Genomic DNA, 18,754 nt, shown 5'->3' on the forward strand with positions numbered 1-18,754 from the left:
AGTAATAAACTACCCTGTACGGCTATTTGAATAGCTATTTGAATAGCTATTTGAATAGCTATGTGAAACGAGAAAGGTGAGTTTTTTTAGCTGAACTGATGCATGGTGTTGTCTGCTCCGGCCGCTTTCAGTGCGGCATCACCGGAGAAGTACTCTTTGTGATCGTCACCCATGTCAGAACCGGCCATATTCTGGTGTTTAACACAGGCGATACCCTGACGGATTTCTTTGCGCTGAACGTTAGCCACGTAGCCCAACATGCCCTGATCACCAAAATACTCTTTAGCCAGATTGTCAGTGGACAGTGCGGCAGTGTGATAAGTTGGCAGGGTGATCAGATGGTGGAAGATACCGGCTTCACGGGCAGCGTCAGCCTGGAAGGTACGGATCTTGTCATCAGCCACCCGGGCCAGTTCCGTTTCATCATACTCCGCACTCATCAACTGGCTGCGATCGTAGGCAGAAACGTCTTTACCCTGTTCGCTCCAGGCATCGAATACCTGCTGGCGGAAATTCAGAGTCCAGTTGAAGGACGGTGAATTATTGTAGACCAGCTTGGCGTTCGGGCAGGTTTCACGAATCCTGTTGACCATCCCGGCGATCTGGCCAACGTGGGGTTTTTCGGTTTCGATCCACAGCAGGTCAGCGCCGTTTTGCAGGGAAGTGATGCAGTCCAGGACCACACGATCCTCACCGGTGCCCTGGCGGAACTGGAACAGATTGCTGGGCAGACGTTTGGGACGAACCAGCTTACCATTGCGGTTCATGATGACGTCGCCGTTTTTCGTGTTCTCTGGAGTCACTTCTTCAACATCCAGGAAACTGTTGTACTGGTCGCCCAGGTCACCAGGCTGGTGGGTGACTGCCAGTTGCTTGGTCAGTCCGGCACCCAGAGAGTCAGTACGGGCAACAATAACTCCGTCGTCTACCCCCAGCTCCAGGAAGGCGTAGCGAACAGCACGGATCTTGGCCAGAAAATCTTCGTGAGGAACAGTGACCTTGCCGTCCTGGTGACCACATTGTTTCTCATCAGACACCTGGTTTTCTATCTGGATACAGCAGGCACCGGCTTCAATCATTTTTTTGGCCAACAGGTAAGTCGCTTCTGCGTTACCGAAACCCGCATCAATGTCGGCAATAATAGGTACGACGTGTGTCTTGTGATGGTCGATCTGGCTCTGAAGTTCTGCTTCTTTAGCGGTATCACCCGCCTTGCGGGCAGCATCCAGTTCACGGAACAGACCACCCAGTTCACGGGCGTCAGCCTGACGCAGGAATGTGTAGAGTTCTTCAATCAGGCCAGCTACAGACGTTTTCTCGTGCATGGATTGGTCGGGCAAGGGACCAAACTCGGAGCGCAATGCCGCAACCATCCAGCCGGACAGGTAAAGGTAGCGACGGTCAGTGCTGTTGAAATGTTTCTTGATGGAGATCATTTTCTGCTGACCGATAAATCCATGCCAGCAGCCCAGGGATTGGGTGTATTTTGCCGTGTCAGCGTCGTAAGCTGCCATGTCTTCGCGCATGATTCTGGCGGTGTAGCGGGCAATATCCAGACCGGTCTTGAAAGGGTTCTGCGCTTTCATGCGCGCAGCGTATTCGGGGTTGATCGCTTCCCAGGAAGAGCCCTGAGCCGCTTTGAGTGAAGCGATTGCGTCAATATCATTCAGGTAGTTTGACATGATGAGTTCTTCCATTTTCGCGACGTCATCAACAGGGTTTGATGACTGGCTTTCGTTGTTGGAGTCTTACCGACCCGGTGCCTGAATTTTGTTATTTGTGAAGGTTTGTGACAATCCTGTTGTTTTTATTTCTGCTATTTATTTCGTGAATAGTGGTGTTTTTTATACCCCCAAGCTGAGCATTCGGGCTGAACACCGCTTTCTTTTTTGTGCAATTATGATAATAAAAACAAGTGGTTATGGTTTTATCGGAAAATGGACTTATGATATACGACTATGTTTAATTAATTGTTTCGCGTTTACTTTTTCTTCGGAAACATTCTGAAATAAAGTTTTTATGCCATTTTTTTGTGATCTTTTGATAACTGTTTTGAGCAGGCTTTCAATTTCCGTGCGTGGCTCGTAACTGGATGAAATCTTCATGAAATCACATTAATTCGGAGCCTTGGCTCCAGGTAGTTTTTGTGCAGCTTTGTCAAAAGTGAACGAGCCATTGAACGCCTCTTTCTGCTTCTCAACCACACTTCGACCTTTGCAAACAATGAGCGCATCAGCAAAGTCCGCTTCCTTACCTTTTACAGGCTTTGCGTTCTTAAAGTCACTCAGGGCTTTCCAAACAACCTGGCCGTCCTCAAAGTGGAGGTTGGTTTCCTGAAAAAGCTGCAAAACGGTCTCAATGATTTCAGCTTTGGTAAGCTGGTATTTTTTGCCCTTTAGCGTCCAGACTGTCTCAACTAAGGCAGCATCAGTCACTAGAACCTTTTCCCCTCCCTGAATCAACCGGGAGGCCTGCGCTGACTGCTTGTTATCATCTTTCAGCAAGTACCGGAGCAGGATATTGGTATCAATGACTATCACTGTAAAGCACTCTGAAGTGAATCGTCGTCTGAGATGTCCTGCTTGGCCTTGACATGCTTCAGAAACCCTTTTGCTGCCCCTTTATGCTTCTTGATCAAGGTAATCCGACCATCGACGATAAAGCTGTCGATTTCATCTCCTGGCTGGATGCCGAGTTCTTCACACTGACTGGCAGGGATAGTGATTTGCCGTTTGGCGCTGAGTTTAGGCATAGTTTTATCTCTTTACATTTTTCGCATAGTAAAGATAATGTATCACTTTACTTATCGCAATGTTTGAATGCTCCCCTTCCTAAAGGAAGGCGATTCTTCTTGGTTAAGCCACAAGACTCTGTTTGGACGGTTCAACCAAACCTGCGTCCTCGGACGCCCAAACTGATTCAAGGGTAGTACCAAGCAAAGTAGGCTCATTCAAAGCCACTACTACGGGCGACTTGCGTAGCAAGGTCGGTCGTAGATACTTCACGCTTCCCGTAGGCAGAATCGAATCAGGAACCATACGTCCATTGTGGATGTATTTGTTCAGGATGTTGCAGGCTCCGACTTCGTCTCTCGCTGCAACATAACCGCAACCCTGACACTTATAGTTGCGCCCACTTGGCTTATGCCTGTGACCGCACTTAGGGCATGTTTGAGTGGTGTAGGATTCGTTGATCTTAACCACATCAACCCCTCTCAGCTTGCCTTTGTAGGTCAGGTACTCAACCAATCGACCTAGCGGGTTCCCGCTGTTCTCCTGGTTGCTGCGTCTTGATCCCTTTTTCTGCTTACGCCTGTTACGTGCTATTTCTGTCACATCCCCAACAACCAATGTTCCGGCTTGCCGTTCAATGGCAAAGTCGATCATCTTGTTTGCGGTATGATGTAGCAAGTTGTGAACTTGCCTGTGGTATCGTGCCAGACATCTGGCCTTTTCAGCCTTGAGTTTTTGTCTTCGACGGGAACCCTTCTGGCATTTGTCTATTAGACGTGTGTAGCCTGCTATTTTCTTGTTCCTGCCTTGCGTCAATGAACGCAAGCCACGACCAACAACAGCCGTTGATTTGATGCCGTCCGTCATGACAGCGGTATGAATGATACCCAAATCAGCCGCAACGGTGTTGTCTCCGGCTGATTCTGGTTTCTCAACTACGTCTTGAATGGAAATGTAGAGAGTGCGGTATCCAAGCTCAATTCCTGTGATCTTGCCTTGCGGCAATTGAGCCAGTGGAATTTTGATTGATAGACCCTTTACCCCACGACCATTGGACAGATTCAGCCTATTCCCCTTGCGGCGAATGGCTGACTGCTTCCAAGTCACAGTCTGGAATTTCTTCTTGCACTTCCAAGGGTAACGGGCTTTAGTGTCGCCCTGTTCCCTTTTGGTTCGAGTTGAGTCTATGGAGTCGTACAACTTCTCGACGAGCTTCTGTATGGTCTGCGAATGCAATGCATACTTGCCTTTGACGTGAGTCTTCATTTTAGACTCGGTAGGCCACTTCCAGTGGCGCTTGCGGATATATTTGTGCAAACGAACTATGTCATTCCACAGGCGAGCCGCTTCCAGACGGACTTGCGTCTGTCCATCTGTTGGCTTGCCTATGTTGATTTGAATGACACGATTTTTTTTCACGCGATTTCCTTTTTTCTCTATATATTTATACTACAGAAAGCCAATGGCTACATTGATATTGTTGATACAAGGAAGCCTGGCGGCTTCCCCGTTTACATCCCCGCACTAAAAGTACGGGGTTTTTCACGGGTTACGATAAAATCATTATTAGAAAAGGCTGACTACTAACTCGCAGTCAGCTTAAGGTCAGTTTTTCTGCCAGAGTGGCAACGCGAATACCCAGCAGTTCAGCCGTTTTATAATCAGCAGGACCCAGTTTTCCCTTTTCAGTCTGGGCAATCAGACCCTGGCTGGCTCCCAGTCTGTTGATATGCTCAGAACGGCGGGCATCAACACCTGTCCAATGCATACCATGCTGGGCAGCAAAGGTTTGAAGGTATTGAATGGTTGCAAGCTGCTCACCGCTGGGGCAGCTACCCACGGTAAATCCGGCAGCTACTTTGTCTAGCCATTCTCTTCTGACGTACCACGGGTTACTGGTAGCATCCGCAAAAGCCTTGAATTGTGCAGTCACTCCTCCCATGTAGTACAGGGTTTCAATGTAATTGACGGGTTCCCTCTATCAATGGCACCCAAACTCCGTTCACCCTGAGCGGAGTCGAAGGGTGGTTGGCAGGGGCTTTATTGTTAGTTCGGAGTCCACATCCTTCGACTCCGCTCAGGATGAACATAGATTGTTCACATCAAACTCATTGAAATGATGTAATAGGTCGGTGTACCGAATACAATCCCCTGTAAACCCCCTTTAGGGACAGCCGTAATTTCATTGGATTTCGAGTCTACTTTCATTTACCCCAATATCAAGCTATGGCGATGACTCCAGGCGCTGACCATGTGCACGGCATGCTTGCCTCTGCCCCTTCCTCTGGAGCCTTTAACAGTTACGAAACTCCTTAACAAGCCGATATTGTGGCTGTATGGAAAGTTAAGTGTTTTGTAACAAGAAGCACCGCATAAGCTACGCTTTTCCATAGCAGATACAGATTATTACTGTCATTCTGTGAGTTTTTGCGATGCTTTTTGCATGACGCAGGCGATAGAACGCAGCTTGCCATAAAAAGGCAATCCGGCTACTATTACGAAACAATTTATTGAAAAGAACATACAGCCCTTGGCGACTCCTCCCACAATACGGGAAGTGACGACCCAAGGGCTTTTTTTCGAGAGGTCATAATGGCACGGCGGACAGTTGCTATCTTTGTTGACGCAGGCTTCTTTAATAGGCTGTTTACTCAGTTGGTCGATCCGGACATGAGCATGAAGCCCTCCGAACTTGCAAAAAGGATGTGGCACTACTGGATCAAGCATGTTGACCGTAAAAGCGAAGACCTCTACCGCATTTATTACTATGACTGTCCACCGCTCACAAACAAAGTCCATCACCCTATAACAAACAGACAGATCGACTTTTCTAAAAGTGATATTACAAGGTACAAGAATAAGCTTCATGAAGCTCTCATGCAGCAGCCTTACGTTGCTTGCAGAATGGGACACCTGAGCACGGTGGATAAACAATGGGGATTTATTCGTCAGGATAAGATTCACGATTTTAAAAAGCTGATTCGGGGCGATGTCGATCCGAAGGAGATCAATCCTGACAATGTTTCTCTCAGGCCACGGCAAAAAGGTGTTGATATGAAGCTTGGCATCGACATCACCAGCGTTGTACTGAAGAAGCTGGCAAACAAGATAATACTTATATCTGGTGATAGCGACTTCGTACCAGCAGCAAAGCTTGCCCGTGTGGAAGGGGCTCATTTTATCCTGGATGCTATGGGGAGAACGGTCAAAGGCGATCTGGCTGAACATATCGACGGATTAAAAACCCATGTTAGCCGCTATAGAAGAGACAATGCTTCAGGGCTAGAGGGGATAAAAGTGACACCCCATCATCAAGATAAGAAAATCCCCTAAGAAAAACGTTTGTCGGGTAGAGGCATGGTCAACAAGCTCAGGCTTTAGTCGGTCTACTTCATATATAGCCAACCCTTCTAACGATGGGACAGAGCCAGTATTCAAGAAACAAACCAGCAAAGCTCGCGTCCTTACGCTTTGCGTTCTTAAAGTCACTCAGGGCTTCCCAGACAGCCATTGATGCTACTTTTGTTCGTTATGATTGTTCTTGCCCCTCAGATTATAGTGGACCCCATAAACTGGACAGCTAGCTAAGTTAAGTTTTCTGGCTGTAACATGACCCTAAAGGAGGGAATCATGGCAGCAAAAAGAAAACGACACGCGCCCGAGTTCAAGGCACAGGTGGCACTGGAAGCTTACAAGGGCGATAAGACTATAAACCAGCTGGCCAGTGAGCATGAAGTTGCAGCTGTGCAGGTCAGTCAGTGGAAGCGTCAACTGCTCCAAGGGATTTCAGAGGTCTTCGGCAGGACAAGACCAGAGGTTGATCCGGAAACGCTGACAGCGCCACTTTACCAAGAGATCGGTCGGCTCAAAATGGAGCTGGACTGGTTGAAAAAAAAATCAGGCAATGTCCACTGATGAGAAGCGGAGGTGCATTGAGCCAGATCATCCAGAACTGAGCATTCAGCGACAATGTGAGCTGATTGGGTTAAACAGGTCAAGTTGGTATTACCAAGCCTCTCAGGCTCAGGAAAGCCTGGAGAACCTGAGCCTGATGCGCTTGATTGACGAACAGTATACACGTACACCGTTTTACGGCAGTCGCAGGTTAACAGCGTGGCTGAATAACCAGGGCTATCCAGTCAACAGGAAGCGTGTTCAGCGGCTCATGCAGCTGATGGGCATACAGGGTGTAGGGCCAAAACCTGGAACCAGTCTGAGGAACAAGGAGCACAAGGTGTACCCTTACTTGCTTCGAGGGGTTGAGATTCTCAGGCCTAACCAGGTGTGGAGTACTGATATTACCTACTGCCCTATGCCGCAGGGGTTCATGTATCTGGTTGCCATTATTGACTGGTATAGCCGTTACGTGGTGAGCTGGGAGTTATCAAATACATTGGATGCAGATTTTTGTATCCATGCGTTGAACCGTGCTCTGGAGCGGGCACAGCCTGACATATTCAACACAGATCAAGGCTGTCAGTTTACCAGCCATGATTTTCTGGCACCCTTACAGGAACGGGAAATCAAGATCAGTATGGACGGCAAAGGCCGAGCACTGGATAACATTTTTGTAGAAAGGCTCTGGCGTTCCGTCAAGTACGAATGGCTATACACACATGAGTTTCAGACGGTTCCTGAGCTTCACGCAGGGCTGGATGAGTACTTTGAGTTTTACAACACTGAGCGATTACATCAGTCGCTGGACTATAAGACACCGAAGGCAATTCACTTTGCATGAGGGATTTTCAACCACTGCCAGGACTTAACTTAAATTTGTTGATTTACTGTCTTGACAGTGGGGTCCACCATAGATTGGACTCTGAAGAAGAATCAGTGTGAGAGAAAAACAGTAAAATCTCAGTCTACTTCTGGGATTAATTAATCCAGAAGTGGTGACAAAGAAAGAAAGAATGAATGAAGCCTGAAGTGGTGTTTTATCTTCAGGCTTCAATGTCTGATTTCTTTTCAAATAGAAAAAAACTGTCAATGAGGGGGCTTTACTCTGTAGTCACAAAGTAAAGAGCTTTTCCTTTTTCAAAAACAATAGGCACGGGGTTTTTTTGTTTATTATCCATTTCTATCATTTTTGGGGCTAGATATATAAAAGCCCAGTCGGGTAAATAGCTACTTGCTGATTCCACAATCTCGAATTCATTGAAATTGCTATTTTTATTTTTCTTAAATCTGAATCTAGTGTTGTTTATATTTCCAGCACTAAAATGAAAACTCGGATAAGTTTCTTTACCTATAAAAGAGGGAGGGTTTTCTAATTCATAATCATCTACGTATAATGTTAGTGAGCAAAATTTTTGATTATTTGTTATAGTTTCTGGGCTTGGGCATTTTAATTTATCATTTATAAAACTTAAAACTAATATGCTTTTATCATTAGAATAGTGTTTTATGACCTCGAATCCTCTATCTGCTAACGCATGTTCAAAAGCTTTTTCAAGTTCATTCATAAATGCCTTCTTTGGATCTTTACCTTGAGCAAAATCTTCAGGCATCCAGCCAAAAATACTGTTTCTGGCAGCAGCATCTTCAGGAGCCAGAACAGTAGCCAATAGGTTGAGTCCGGCAGTATTGAGACCGCTAAGGCCAGGCAGCGGAGCCCCAAACCCTGATAGCGCAAAACTGAGGTCAGCGGCATCACTCTTCATAAGGGTGTTCACTGTATCTTGAGGTAGCTTGGTATCTTTCAGTGTCGAGCCAATGCCTGCTGCATTCACAAGATTGAGAGCACGGGATTTCTCAGGGTTGTATGTTATTGGCTTCTGGGTCGAGGCACAGCCTGTCAAGGCCACTGCAATCGAGATCAGAATCATTTGTCCAATTTTTTTCATGGTAAGAGTCTCCTGCAATTTTGTTGTTCTAATCCTACTGTCCATCTTACAGGCACAAAGCAACATGCAAGTCCAGTAAGCCAATGATAGATAAAAAAATAACTGAAAAGAACAGGTCCATAAAATCATTAGTAGAAAAGACTGACTACTAACTCGCAGTCAGCTTAAGGTCAGTTTTTCTGCCAGAGTGGCAACGCGAATACCCAGCAGTTCAGCTGTTTTATAATCAGCAGGATCCAGTTTTCCCTTTTCAGTTTGGGCAATCAGGCCCTGGCTGGCTCCCAGTCTGTTGATATGCTCAGAACGGCGGGCATCAACACCTGTCCAATGCATACCATGCTGGGCAGCAAAGGTTTGAAGGTATTGAATGGTTGCAAGCTGCTCACCGCTGGGGCAGCTACCCACGGTAAATCCGGCAGCCACTTTGTCGAGCCATTCTCTTCTGACGTACCACGGGTTACTGGTAGCATCCGCAAAAGCCTTGAACTGTGCAGTCACTCCTCCCATATAGGTCGGTGTACCGAATACAATCCCCTGAGACTCAGTCAGTGCTGTCATCACCTCATGGTTTGTATAACGACCCTCATAAATATCCTTACCGGAGATTTTTATCAGCGCCGCTTCCGAACGTGTTACTGCGTTAACCCCTTTAGCAATGGACTCTGCAAGCTGCTCAGTGGTACCTGAAGCTGAATAATACACGACAGAAATTTTATTCTTTTTCACAGGTCAGCCCTGATTCAATAGCTATTTCTTTTTGCAACATCTTTGGTTGAATACTCAATAAACTCCCACTCCATGCCATTACCGTCAGAGTAGTAGTGACGTCTACGGAACTCACCCTCCTCCTGAAAGTCCGGAATCAGTTCATACCCTTCGTCTTTGAGTCTTTGATCCAATTCATCAAGCTGCTCAACCACAAAGCCAATATGATTCACACCGAAGTGGCTGTAGTTCGGTTTAATTGCTTCACCTTCGGGGTATTCATTCAAAGCCATATAGGTTGTGTCATTGCCAAAATGTACCCAACGGCGGCCACGAAACTCTCCTTCACCCCTCACTTGAAAATCAGGAAAAGCAGCTCCCAGGATACGAGTAGCCTCATCAATCGAAGGGACGGTGATATTGGCATGTTCAAGATAGGCATTCATAATCTTCTCCAGATATATAAAGTTTTTTATTTATATATTCAGACTACGGCAACCACTCTGATTTTGTAAAGCTTTTTATTTACTAATTAAGATGCCCTTCATATACTGAGGCCATGAAAAATGAAAAAGCCCAAGATAAAATTCTCCAGCTCCTGAAGACGGAAGGCGCAAAAACAGCCGTGGAGCTGGGCAAAAATCTCGACATCACCAGTATGGGTGCCAGACAACATCTCGAAAGAATGGAGAAAGCGGGTCTGGTATCCAGCAAGGAAGTCAGTAGAGGAGTCGGTCGCCCCAAAAAACTCTGGCAATTAACAGAAAAGGCCCAGTCACACTTTCCTGATCGTCATGATCAGCTCACTCTGGACATGCTGATTTCCATCAAAGATGTGTTTGGCGAGCAAGGCCTGGATGAACTGATAGAACACCGGTCGAAAGAAACAGCCCGGCAATATCATGAAGCTCTGGGTCGGCATACTGATCTGGAAGGCAAGGTCAAAGCACTGGTCAGGGTTCGCTCCAGCGAAGGGTATATGGCAGATTACGAAACCACCGATGAGGGGTTTATCTTTTATGAAAATCATTGCCCGATCTGCTCAGCAGCCTCGGCCTGCCAGGGATTTTGCCGTTCCGAATTAGAAGTGTTTGAAGAGCTTTTTGAGGGAATGGCAAAGGTCGAGCGTTTGGAGCATATACTTCAGGGTGCTCGTCGGTGTGCTTACGCGATTACTTTGATTTCCTGAACAGGCTCACCAGACAAACCACATAAGCCACTATGTAAACGCTAAAAATAAACGTCATCCAGTGAGCCATATTCATACCCAGGAATAACCAGCCATCCTGCCCGCAGAAACCGGACGGCAGGAACATTTGAGGCCACCATTCGTACAGCGGCAGATCAAATGGGAAAGTGGGCAGAGCCTTGCAGGACATAAACAGGTCTTTAGATGAGTAGTAACCCAGCATTTTGATCGAAGCATCCAACCCGTAGGCAGCACCGGCTATCCAGATACTATATCCGAGGCCTCTTACCAGTTTGTTTCGCGGTGCCACCAGCATGACCAGTGCCGCCAGGCCAATCAGCAATACTGCCAGACGCTGATAAACACAGAGTTCACAGGGATCCAGATACATAACGTACTGAAAATAAAAAGCCACAGACTCCAGGAAAACCGCAGTTAACAGCATGATCAGCCAGGTGGTTCTGTGATTCTGCCAGTCACGGATAGCCCCAAGCGGGTCCGCTCTAAAATCAGTCCAGAAATGGGATAGTTTTGTCAAAACAGTGCTTCTCTATTGTTCCGAGTCTAAGTACTCAACCACACGAAACCCAAAAGCGCCCCGGAAGCCTCTGGAATCGTCGTTGTTGCTAAAGGCTACCCAATACCTGCGGGTTCCAGATCTTCGACCAGTTTTGAGTAGGATCCCCCACCACCAGGAAATCAGAGTTCAGCAGACTCTCTTTGAAGTTGTAGGAAAACCGCTTGCCATCAGGGTCCAGCAGTAAACCTCCGGCACCTTCCAATACCGCCTGTGCCGCCCCGGTATCCCACTCGGATGTGGGGCCCAGCCTTGGGTAGATATCCGCCAGCCCTTCGGCAATATGGCAACTCTTTAGGGCACTGCCGACGGGCCTTATCTCCAGATTGGGATAGAGCGCCTTGAGCTTTTTAACAAATACCGCTGCTCTTTCAGTTCCATAGCTGCGACTACCCAGTGCCACAACCCTCTTTTCTGGCTGAAATATTCTTGGCGTAATAGTGACAGCAGGCTGATCGCCAATTTGTTTGAAAGCTCCCAGACCACGGCCACCCCAGTAGAGAGTATGTTCATCAGGAACCTGAACCACACCTAATAACGGGTAGCTTGGGCCCTCTTCTGACTTTTCCATCAGGGCAATATTCACGGTGAACTGGCCATTGCCATTGATAAACTCCTGAGTACCATCCAGAGGGTCCACCAGCCAGTAACGCTGCCACTGGCAGCGTTCGGGAAAAGCGGTATGCTCTGATTCTTCTGATAACATCGGGTACTGAACCTGCAGAGCCTTAAGGCCCTGCTCAATGACTTCATTGGCTTTGAGATCCGCCACAGTGACAGGCGTTTTGTCAGATTTATGCTGAATGTTCAGATCTGCCTGATGATACAGGGTCAGGATAGCCTCTCCGGCCTGCCGGGCAATGTGCTTTACGGACTCAATTAACTTGTCGTCAAACATCGGGGGTCTCCCAGCCATCCGGCCTGCATTTTCTCTCTAACCAGAAACAGGGTAGCCAATGCTCTTGCTTCGGAAAAGTCTGGCCTGTCGTTTAGTTCCAGCAGACGGTCAAAAGACCACTCCACCACTTCCAGGGGCTCTGGCTCGTCACCTTCGAGCTTTTCTTCATAAAGGTCCCAGGCCACCATTGAGTGTATTGTGCTTTTCATGTAGTTGGGTGACTGGGTAAATGCACTCAGGTACTGCCAATGACGGGCACCGTAACCCACTTCTTCCTTTAACTCACGGTTACCCCCTTCCTCCAGACTTTCCCCCGGCTCAACCAGCCCCTTGGGTAGAGTCAACTGATAGTCTTCAGTACCACCGGCATACTCGCGGATCATCAGAAAACGATGATTATCCAGCAGCGGCACCACCATGACCGCTTGATGACCCGTTCCAAAAGAGCCCAACCGTTCATAGGTTCTTTCAACACCATTGGAGAATTTGAGATCCAGTTCTTCTATCCTGAACAGACGAGTGCGTGCAATTTCACGGCACGCTTTGATGACTGGTTTTTCTGACATGATTCCCTGCCTCCTGTTCTGCCGCTATTATAAACACCCAACCCGTTGCTTACATACGTCTATGCACGTTTACCTTAGGCCCACGATACAACACGGATGAATCGTGATGCCAAGAAAAGAAAATCGAGGTGTTTATGATTAACTGGAATGCGATAGATACCGTCCTCCTCGATATGGATGGTACTCTGCTGGATCTCCATTTTGATAACTATTTCTGGATGGAACATGTGCCCGGGAAGTATGCCGAGAAGCACAGTATTACCCTTGAGCAGTCGAAAGCAGAGCTGCATCCAAGGGGCAAACAAACCTACGGCAAGCTGGAATGGTACTGTCTGGATTACTGGACCAGAGAGCTGGACCTGGATATCGTCGCCCTGAAGCACGAGATCGCTCATTTAATCCGTTTCAGGCCCGGTGCCGACACCTTTTTGCAAAATATCCGCGACCGGGGCAAAAAAGTGATCATGATCACCAATGCTCACCGGGACAGTCTGTCGCTAAAACTGGAAAGACTCTCCATGGCCCACTATTTTGACAAACTGATCAGCTCCCACGATTACGGTTACCCCAAGGAAACCCAGGCATTCTGGCATAATCTTGAAGCTGACATAGGAACGGATAAGGAACGGGCTCTGTTTATTGATGACAGCCTTCCTGTTCTGGACTCTGCCAAAACCTATGGCATCGCTCACTTACTGGCTATCCGATATCCTGATAGCCAGCAGGGTGCCAAAGATACCGGTCAATATCAGGCTGTTGAAGATTTTCGTGAGCTTATCCATCTTTGATCAGACTTAAAAACCAGCCTTGAAAAAACAATCCAACGAATTTTGAGAGTAATGAATGGCCAAGCAAAGCAGTGCTCACAACAAACAACCGGACAAAGTACGTCTGGACAAATGGCTCTGGGCAGCCCGATTTTACAAAACCCGTAGTATCGCCAAAGAAGCCATTGAAGGTGGCAAGGTGCACCTGAATGGCCAGCGCTGCAAGCCCGGCAAAGAGCCTAAAGTAGGCGATGAGCTGAAACTGCGTACTGGCTGGGATGAAAGGGTGGTGATTGTTCGAGAGCTCTCTGACAAACGCCAGAAAGCCGAGTTGGCACAACAACTCTACGAAGAGACCCCGGACAGTATCCAGTCTCGTGAGGCGTCAGCAGAACAACGCAAGGCTATGCGCGGTGTTATGACTCCCAGACCAGATCGCCGTCCGGACAAAAAACAGAGAAGGGATATTCTCAGGCAAAAATCCAACCTGGCAGATTAATGCCTGATCGTCTCGGCACTTTAAAAGAGACCCTTTGGTTTCGCTCGTTCTGGCGAAACCAAAGGGTCTGATGCTTAAATTCTTCTATTTTCTACGTCCTTTAAAAAGTCCACGAGTGCCTGACGGTAATTTTCCGGATCGTCCCACATGGAGCAGTGACTGCCATTATCACAGAGTACCAGCCTGCTGTGAGGCAGAATGGAAGCCATTTGCCTTTGATCATCCGGCGCTACGGTATCGTAGCGTCCAGCCAGTACCAGTGTTGCAGCACGAATCTCTGCCAGCTCATTCCACCGATCCCAGCCAAGCAGGTTGCCGGTGAAAACAAACTCATTATTGCCCTGCATGGTGTTATAAACACTGTGATTCTTATGATCGAAGGTCAGACTCAAAGCTTCAGGCCAGTCAGGCAGCCTGCATATGTATTTACGATAAAGATGTTCCATCAAAAGAGAGGAATACTCTTCATTATCGAGATCATTCGCTGCTTCAAGCTGCGTCATTTTATCAAGCACTGCCAGTGGCAACTGCTCCCGAAGATGATTGATATAAGCGGTATAAGAATGAACACTGCCGGTGATACTGCCGAGAATCAGTCCTTTAAGATGCCGCTGGTACTTAAGTGCGTATTCAATGGCCCATAAACCGCCACAGCCGTGGCCAAAGAGATAAAAATCCTCCAGACCCAATGCCGTCCGAACCTGTTCGATCTCATCAATAAATCGTTCCAATTGCCAGAGTGACTTGTCTTCAGGCTGATCTGAGCACCATGAACCCAGTTGGTCATAAAAAATAACTTCCACTCCCTGAGGAACCAGAAAAGCTTCCAGGCATTCCAGATACTCATGGGAACATCCCGGCCCACCGTGCAGTGTCAGTAACTTTAACGACCCAGAGCCCATCTTCTGAGTCCAGACTCGATAGCCATTATCCAGTGTCACCCACTGAACACCTGGTGCGTTGTGCTTCTCTTGTTTGGTCATCATGCCTGTACACTATTTAAATTTCGCAACGGGTTCAGTGTAGGCAGTTTCTTTGAAAAAAGAGGCGATTCACGCTTTTCCCTACTACTCTTTTGTAACTGACTTTTGTCTGTGTCTTCCATCCTCTTCCTTTGTGTAGTCCGTTGTCACTGAACCCCGCCCTGAAGGACGGGGTATCCAGTTGAGATAAAGCGATGAAAATACATACCCTACTGCTACTGTCCATACTGTTTTCCTCTAATCAAACCCAAGCATCCTCAGCCTGTCGGGAGAATTTTGGTCCACCCGGAGACCATGTAAAACTGTTAGGAAAAGGGGTTTTGTCGGGAGACAAGCTTGAAGGAGAGCTGATTTCAGGCGTTTATGAAAAAGGCCATATGAGAATGTTTTCCGGAAAAATGACATTCACGGAAAAAGCACCTCCCCATCGTTTATGGAGCGGAGAACTGACAGACTCCCCAGAAAACAATCTGTGCCGAGATGATAGCAGCCGCCACGCCGACACTCTCAGGCTGCAATGGACGGACGATGCCACTGGCACTACTTTAAACCTCTATGGCTATAACCTGAGATTTGCGTATAAGTATAAGAGTTGCTACACCGGGACTTTAAACAAAACGTCTGAACCATTGAGCTTAATGCAACTGGTCGCTTTTTGCGTTGAAAGGCATGGTGTCGGCGATCCTGATCCTGCACCAGCAATTGAGAAGCATCTCTCATCCGATGAGGTAAAAGAAAAAGTATGCTCTGAGGAGAGACTGTTAAAAGATACCAATCTTTCAAAACAGGAGTGCCTGAAAAGCTACACAAGCAATTTCCAGGCAGATAGCAAAAGCGAGTTGTAAAAGGTTCGTGACGGTGTGAACCGACTGAAAGATCACTATCCTTTTTGACACCCTCCTCCACCTTAAAGAGGGTGTCGTAAAACCCTGGTTCCACTCCAGCTTGGGAACTCAAACGGCAGCCCTTTTCTCAGGGCAATCTGGCTGAAGTAGATATTAATAGCCTGAGAGGTCGTCAGTCCCAGTTTACGAAGTACCTCTTCAGCTTCTTCCTTTAAAGCTTCGTCGATACGCGCTCTGACGGTGGTTTCTTTGGCCATAGTCTCTCTCCCGTGGCACATTGCTGATTGAAACCAATAATTTCTTCCACGGTACATGAAACCGTTAGCCTGAGGATGCGTTCTTCCTGATACGCTTTCCCTGATAAGTGTTAAACTATCTGGACTGTGTGCCTGCCTGCACATTCGCTGTCATCACGCTACAGGCACTTGCCAGTTTTTTCTCGAAACAACCCGATAACCTATTCCGGAGGAGTCAAGTTCATGGGCCGACGCCATAAAACTCACGCTGTTCAGGTGGGACACATTACCATCGGTGGCGATGCCCCTGTGGTCGTCCAATCCATGACAGATACGGACACTGCTGATGTCGAACGAACGGTTGAGCAGATCAAGCTGCTGGCAGACGCTGGCTCCGAAATTGTCCGGGTGACGGTCAATACCGAAGAAGCAGCTGCAGCAGTGCCAGCCATCTATGAGAAGCTGGCCCAACAGGGCTATAACGTTCCTATTGTCGGGGACTTTCACTACAACGGTCACACTTTGCTGACCAAGTATGATGAAACGGCCCGCCTGCTGCACAAGTATCGCATTAACCCGGGCAATGTCGGCTTTGGCAACAAAAAGGATGATCGCTTCAATACCATGATTGATGTGGCCATCAAATACGACAAGCCAATTCGTATCGGGGTGAACTGGGGCAGTCTGGACAAAGAATTATCCACTCGTCTGATGGATGAGAATGCACGTTCTGAAAACCCCAAGTCCTCTCAGGAAGTTCTGCACGAAGCTTTGGTCCTGTCGGCGTTGACCAGTGCCGATGCAGCCGTGGCAAGAGGGCTGGGAGCCAACAAAATTGTTATTTCCTGCAAGGTCTCTCGGGTGCAGGATCTGATCAGCGTCTACGAGATGCTCTCAGAGCGTTGTGAATATGCCCTTCACCTGGGTCTGACCGAAGCAGGCATGGGCAGCAAAGGCATTGTTTCATCCAGTATTGCCATGGGCGTATTGCTTCAGCAGGGCATTGGTAACACCATTCGCACCTCTTTGACTCCAGAGCCCAATGGCAGCCGTGACCGGGAGGTGATTGTTTCCCAACAAATTCTGCAGGCACTGGATGTCCGCAGTTTTGCCCCTGAAGTGACCGCCTGCCCGGGCTGCGGTCGAACCACCAGTACTTTCTTCAGGGTGCTGACGGACGAAGTCGATGCTTTCCTGCGCACTAAAATGGTGACCTGGCGCCACCAGTTTGTGGGTGTGGAAGAAATGAAAGTCGCGGTTATGGGTTGTGTTGTTAACGGCCCCGGTGAGAGTAAACATGCCAATATCGGTATCAGCCTGCCCGGAACCGGTGAAGCGCCTTCAGCACCGGTATTTATCGACGGTGAAAAAGTAACGACGCTCAAAGGCGGTAATATCACTGAAGAGTATAAGGAAATGATTGAGGAGTATGTCCACAAAACCTACGCACCCAGGGAATCATTGATTGCCAGCGAGTGATTGAATCCTGTAGAAGCCCGCTCAGCGGGCTTTCTTATTGATCCGGCTAATCTTTTGGCTCAGGTCTTTCCTGTTCGACCATCTCCGGTGTTTCCAGACTGAGCCGTCCCAGGCCGCCACTGCGGAACTCATTCAGAAGAATCTCGGAGACCTTGTGTAGATCAGCTATGCCACCTCTTCTCATGCAATTTCTACGGGTAGCAATCGCATCCATCAGTTCGATATCAGTCGAGGGTAACTCATTGATCTGAAAACGCTGTCTGAGCGCTTCCGGATATGCTTTCAGAAAGTATTCAGCAGCAAACAGGGCAATGTCTTCGTATTCCAGAACCGCATCTTTAATGGCTCCGGAAATGGCCAGTCGATAGCCGCAGGCTTCCGGCTCCAGCTTGGGCCAGAGGAATCCGGGCGTATCTAAAAGGATCATGCCATTAGGCAATTTAATACGCTGCTGCTGTTTCGTGACTGCCGGGACATTTCCGGTTTTGGCAATAATGCGGTTGGCAAGCGTGTTGATCATGGTGGACTTGCCGACATTGGGAATCCCCAGAATCATGGCTCTCATGCCTTTGATATCGAGCTTGCGTTCCACCATGCTCTCGGCCAGTTTTAGCACACCACGCACTTTTTCTGGCTGACTCTGGGTCAGGGCAATGGCCTTAACGCCTTCTTCCTTTTCCATCTCCCTGATCCACTGCTCTGTGACAGCAGGATCAGCCAGATCACTCTTGTTCAACACCTTGATATAAGGCGTTTTACCGCGCAGGGAAGGCACCAGAGGGTTTCCGCTACTGAAAGGAAGACGAGCGTCCAGAACTTCGATAATCAGATCGACTTCCGGAACCACTTTCTTGATCTCCTTTCGAGCCTTGTGCATATGCCCGGGAAACCAGTTAATTGCCATAACAAAACCTCTGTTGACTGAAGGCCGGTATTTTATATGCTGCGGAGTAATCTGATAACCGAGACTTTTATCTATAAATAAGACCGGTTAGGCTCACCGCACTGCAACAATTTGAATACAGTTTTTCTATTGCTGTCATAGCCATTACCAATTTCCAGCCTCATCGACTCATCTGTAGAATTTATTTCATACAAGAAGAGGACGATCCATGAATACAACTAAGCAAACAGAGAAAAAACAAGATAGTACCAATACTCCAACCCAGCAATCCAACAAGCAAAGCGATTGCAACTTCAGCAATGATTATTATGGAGACAAAGTCTGCCGTACCCCTGTGAACCAAAAGAAATGACAACAAACAAAAACCCCAGTCGATCTCTCAACTGGGGTTTTTCTGTATTCAATGCCTGGCGATGACCTACTCTCACATGGGGAAACCCCACACTACCATCGGCGATGCGTCGTTTCACTACCGAGTTCGGGATGGGATCGGGTGGTTCCAACGCTCTATGGTCACCAGGCAAAACTGGT

General features: G+C 47.8%; 22 protein-coding genes and 1 rRNA gene. 8 read left to right on the plus strand and 15 right to left on the minus strand.

Translation table 11 applies throughout. The features are described from left to right. Window positions 1–86 precede the first annotated feature (86 nt). The 5 genes from K7B67_RS19880 to K7B67_RS19900 form a co-directional block, all read right to left on the minus strand. On the minus strand, window positions 87–1,682 hold the full coding sequence (locus K7B67_RS19880) for an isocitrate lyase (protein ID WP_252177594.1): 1,596 nt from the start codon (window positions 1,680–1,682) through the stop codon (window positions 87–89). A 432-nt stretch (window positions 1,683–2,114) separates the two neighbouring features. Then, a complete protein-coding gene (locus tag K7B67_RS19885) occupies window positions 2,115–2,540 on the minus strand; it encodes a type II toxin-antitoxin system VapC family toxin (RefSeq protein ID WP_252177595.1) in 426 nt (141 codons plus the stop codon). Continuing rightward, window positions 2,537–2,752: an AbrB/MazE/SpoVT family DNA-binding domain-containing protein gene (locus K7B67_RS19890; protein ID WP_252177596.1), complete on the minus strand. Its 216-nt coding sequence runs from the start codon at window positions 2,750–2,752 to the stop codon at window positions 2,537–2,539. Before K7B67_RS19890 ends, K7B67_RS19885 begins: the two co-directional genes overlap by 4 nt. 103 nt (window positions 2,753–2,855) lie before the next feature. Further along, a complete protein-coding gene (locus K7B67_RS19895; protein ID WP_252177597.1) occupies window positions 2,856–4,151 on the minus strand; it encodes a transposase in 1,296 nt (431 codons plus the stop codon). A gap of 175 nt (window positions 4,152–4,326) precedes the next feature. After that, the gene (locus tag K7B67_RS19900; RefSeq protein ID WP_252177598.1) at window positions 4,327–4,665 is read right to left on the minus strand and encodes a hypothetical protein; all 339 of its coding nucleotides are present in this window, start codon (window positions 4,663–4,665) and stop codon (window positions 4,327–4,329) included. Window positions 4,666–5,324: 659 nt separating this feature from the next. Here K7B67_RS19900 and K7B67_RS19905 point away from each other — a divergent pair. Beyond that, a complete protein-coding gene (locus tag K7B67_RS19905; RefSeq protein ID WP_252177599.1) occupies window positions 5,325–6,065 on the plus strand; it encodes an NYN domain-containing protein in 741 nt (246 codons plus the stop codon). Window positions 6,066–6,362: 297 nt separating this feature from the next. After that, window positions 6,363–7,470, plus strand: a protein-coding gene (locus tag K7B67_RS19910; RefSeq protein WP_252177600.1) for an IS3 family transposase whose coding sequence is annotated in 2 segments (ribosomal slippage) — window positions 6,363–6,631 and window positions 6,630–7,470 — 1,110 coding nt in all. Because the reading frame shifts where the segments join, the coding sequence is not laid out codon by codon here. Between the two features lie 259 nt (window positions 7,471–7,729). On the opposite strand, the gene K7B67_RS19915 is transcribed toward K7B67_RS19910, so the two are convergent. The 3 genes from K7B67_RS19915 to K7B67_RS19925 all read right to left on the minus strand — a co-directional run bounded on the left by K7B67_RS19915 (window position 7,730) and on the right by K7B67_RS19925 (window position 9,726). Continuing rightward, window positions 7,730–8,575: a hypothetical protein gene (locus K7B67_RS19915; protein ID WP_252177601.1), complete on the minus strand. Its 846-nt coding sequence runs from the start codon at window positions 8,573–8,575 to the stop codon at window positions 7,730–7,732. A gap of 159 nt (window positions 8,576–8,734) precedes the next feature. Then, complete coding sequence (locus K7B67_RS19920; protein WP_252177602.1) at window positions 8,735–9,301, minus strand: flavodoxin family protein; 567 nt, start codon at window positions 9,299–9,301, stop codon at window positions 8,735–8,737. 14 nt (window positions 9,302–9,315) lie between these two features. Beyond that, complete coding sequence (locus K7B67_RS19925) at window positions 9,316–9,726, minus strand: VOC family protein (RefSeq protein ID WP_252177603.1); 411 nt, start codon at window positions 9,724–9,726, stop codon at window positions 9,316–9,318. A gap of 113 nt (window positions 9,727–9,839) precedes the next feature. Here K7B67_RS19925 and K7B67_RS19930 point away from each other — a divergent pair, with 113 nt between their 5' ends. After that, window positions 9,840–10,469 (plus strand): metalloregulator ArsR/SmtB family transcription factor, encoded by a 630-nt coding sequence (locus tag K7B67_RS19930; RefSeq protein ID WP_252177604.1) that lies wholly within the window; start codon window positions 9,840–9,842, stop codon window positions 10,467–10,469. On the opposite strand, the gene dsbB is transcribed toward K7B67_RS19930, so the two are convergent. From dsbB to nudE, 3 genes are all read right to left on the minus strand, one after another. Next, on the minus strand, window positions 10,453–11,007 hold the full coding sequence (gene dsbB, locus K7B67_RS19935; RefSeq protein ID WP_252177605.1) for a disulfide bond formation protein DsbB: 555 nt from the start codon (window positions 11,005–11,007) through the stop codon (window positions 10,453–10,455). The genes K7B67_RS19930 and dsbB overlap by 17 nt on opposite strands. An 88-nt stretch (window positions 11,008–11,095) precedes the next feature. Then, window positions 11,096–11,944, minus strand: a complete 849-nt coding sequence (cysQ, locus tag K7B67_RS19940) for a 3'(2'),5'-bisphosphate nucleotidase CysQ (RefSeq protein ID WP_252177606.1) — start codon at window positions 11,942–11,944, stop codon at window positions 11,096–11,098. Further along, window positions 11,926–12,510: an ADP compounds hydrolase NudE gene (gene nudE / locus K7B67_RS19945; protein ID WP_252177607.1), complete on the minus strand. Its 585-nt coding sequence runs from the start codon at window positions 12,508–12,510 to the stop codon at window positions 11,926–11,928. The genes cysQ and nudE overlap by 19 nt, the downstream gene beginning before the upstream one ends. Window positions 12,511–12,644: 134 nt before the next feature. Between nudE and yrfG the strand changes: the two genes are divergently transcribed. Together yrfG and hslR are read left to right on the plus strand one after the other, a co-directional pair. Then, on the plus strand, window positions 12,645–13,298 hold the full coding sequence (gene yrfG / locus K7B67_RS19950) for a GMP/IMP nucleotidase (RefSeq protein WP_252177608.1): 654 nt from the start codon (window positions 12,645–12,647) through the stop codon (window positions 13,296–13,298). Window positions 13,299–13,353: 55 nt separating this feature from the next. Beyond that, complete coding sequence (gene hslR, locus K7B67_RS19955) at window positions 13,354–13,776, plus strand: ribosome-associated heat shock protein Hsp15 (RefSeq protein ID WP_252177609.1); 423 nt, start codon at window positions 13,354–13,356, stop codon at window positions 13,774–13,776. 74 nt (window positions 13,777–13,850) lie between these two features. On the opposite strand, the gene K7B67_RS19960 is transcribed toward hslR, so the two are convergent. After that, window positions 13,851–14,762, minus strand: a complete 912-nt coding sequence (locus K7B67_RS19960; protein WP_252177610.1) for a proline iminopeptidase-family hydrolase — start codon at window positions 14,760–14,762, stop codon at window positions 13,851–13,853. 191 nt (window positions 14,763–14,953) lie between these two features. On the opposite strand from K7B67_RS19960, the gene K7B67_RS19965 reads away from it, so the two are divergent. Next, the gene (locus K7B67_RS19965) at window positions 14,954–15,604 is read left to right on the plus strand and encodes a hypothetical protein (protein WP_252177611.1); all 651 of its coding nucleotides are present in this window, start codon (window positions 14,954–14,956) and stop codon (window positions 15,602–15,604) included. Between the two features lie 62 nt (window positions 15,605–15,666). Here K7B67_RS19965 and K7B67_RS19970 read toward each other — a convergent pair whose 3' ends face one another. After that, a complete protein-coding gene (locus K7B67_RS19970; protein WP_252177612.1) occupies window positions 15,667–15,861 on the minus strand; it encodes a type II toxin-antitoxin system RelB/DinJ family antitoxin in 195 nt (64 codons plus the stop codon). A gap of 222 nt (window positions 15,862–16,083) precedes the next feature. Here K7B67_RS19970 and ispG point away from each other — a divergent pair, with 222 nt between their 5' ends. After that, window positions 16,084–17,319 (plus strand): flavodoxin-dependent (E)-4-hydroxy-3-methylbut-2-enyl-diphosphate synthase, encoded by a 1,236-nt coding sequence (ispG, locus tag K7B67_RS19975; protein WP_252177613.1) that lies wholly within the window; start codon window positions 16,084–16,086, stop codon window positions 17,317–17,319. Between the two features lie 46 nt (window positions 17,320–17,365). On the opposite strand, the gene ylqF is transcribed toward ispG, so the two are convergent. Next, entirely contained in the window at window positions 17,366–18,223 is an 858-nt protein-coding gene (gene ylqF, locus K7B67_RS19980; protein ID WP_252177614.1) for a ribosome biogenesis GTPase YlqF, read from the minus strand. A gap of 208 nt (window positions 18,224–18,431) precedes the next feature. Here ylqF and K7B67_RS19985 point away from each other — a divergent pair, with 208 nt between their 5' ends. Beyond that, window positions 18,432–18,575 carry a hypothetical protein gene (locus K7B67_RS19985; RefSeq protein ID WP_252177615.1) on the plus strand — a complete coding sequence of 48 codons (144 nt, stop codon included), beginning with the start codon at window positions 18,432–18,434 and terminating at the stop codon, window positions 18,573–18,575. A 53-nt stretch (window positions 18,576–18,628) separates the two neighbouring features. Here the strand turns inward: K7B67_RS19985 and rrf are convergent. Then, window positions 18,629–18,744: ribosomal RNA gene (gene rrf / locus K7B67_RS19990) — 5S ribosomal RNA — on the minus strand. Between the last annotated feature and the right edge of the window lie 10 nt (window positions 18,745–18,754).

Origin of the sequence: Endozoicomonas sp. 4G, assembly GCF_023822025.1 — a bacterium.
Classification (GTDB): domain Bacteria; phylum Pseudomonadota; class Gammaproteobacteria; order Pseudomonadales; family Endozoicomonadaceae; genus Endozoicomonas_A.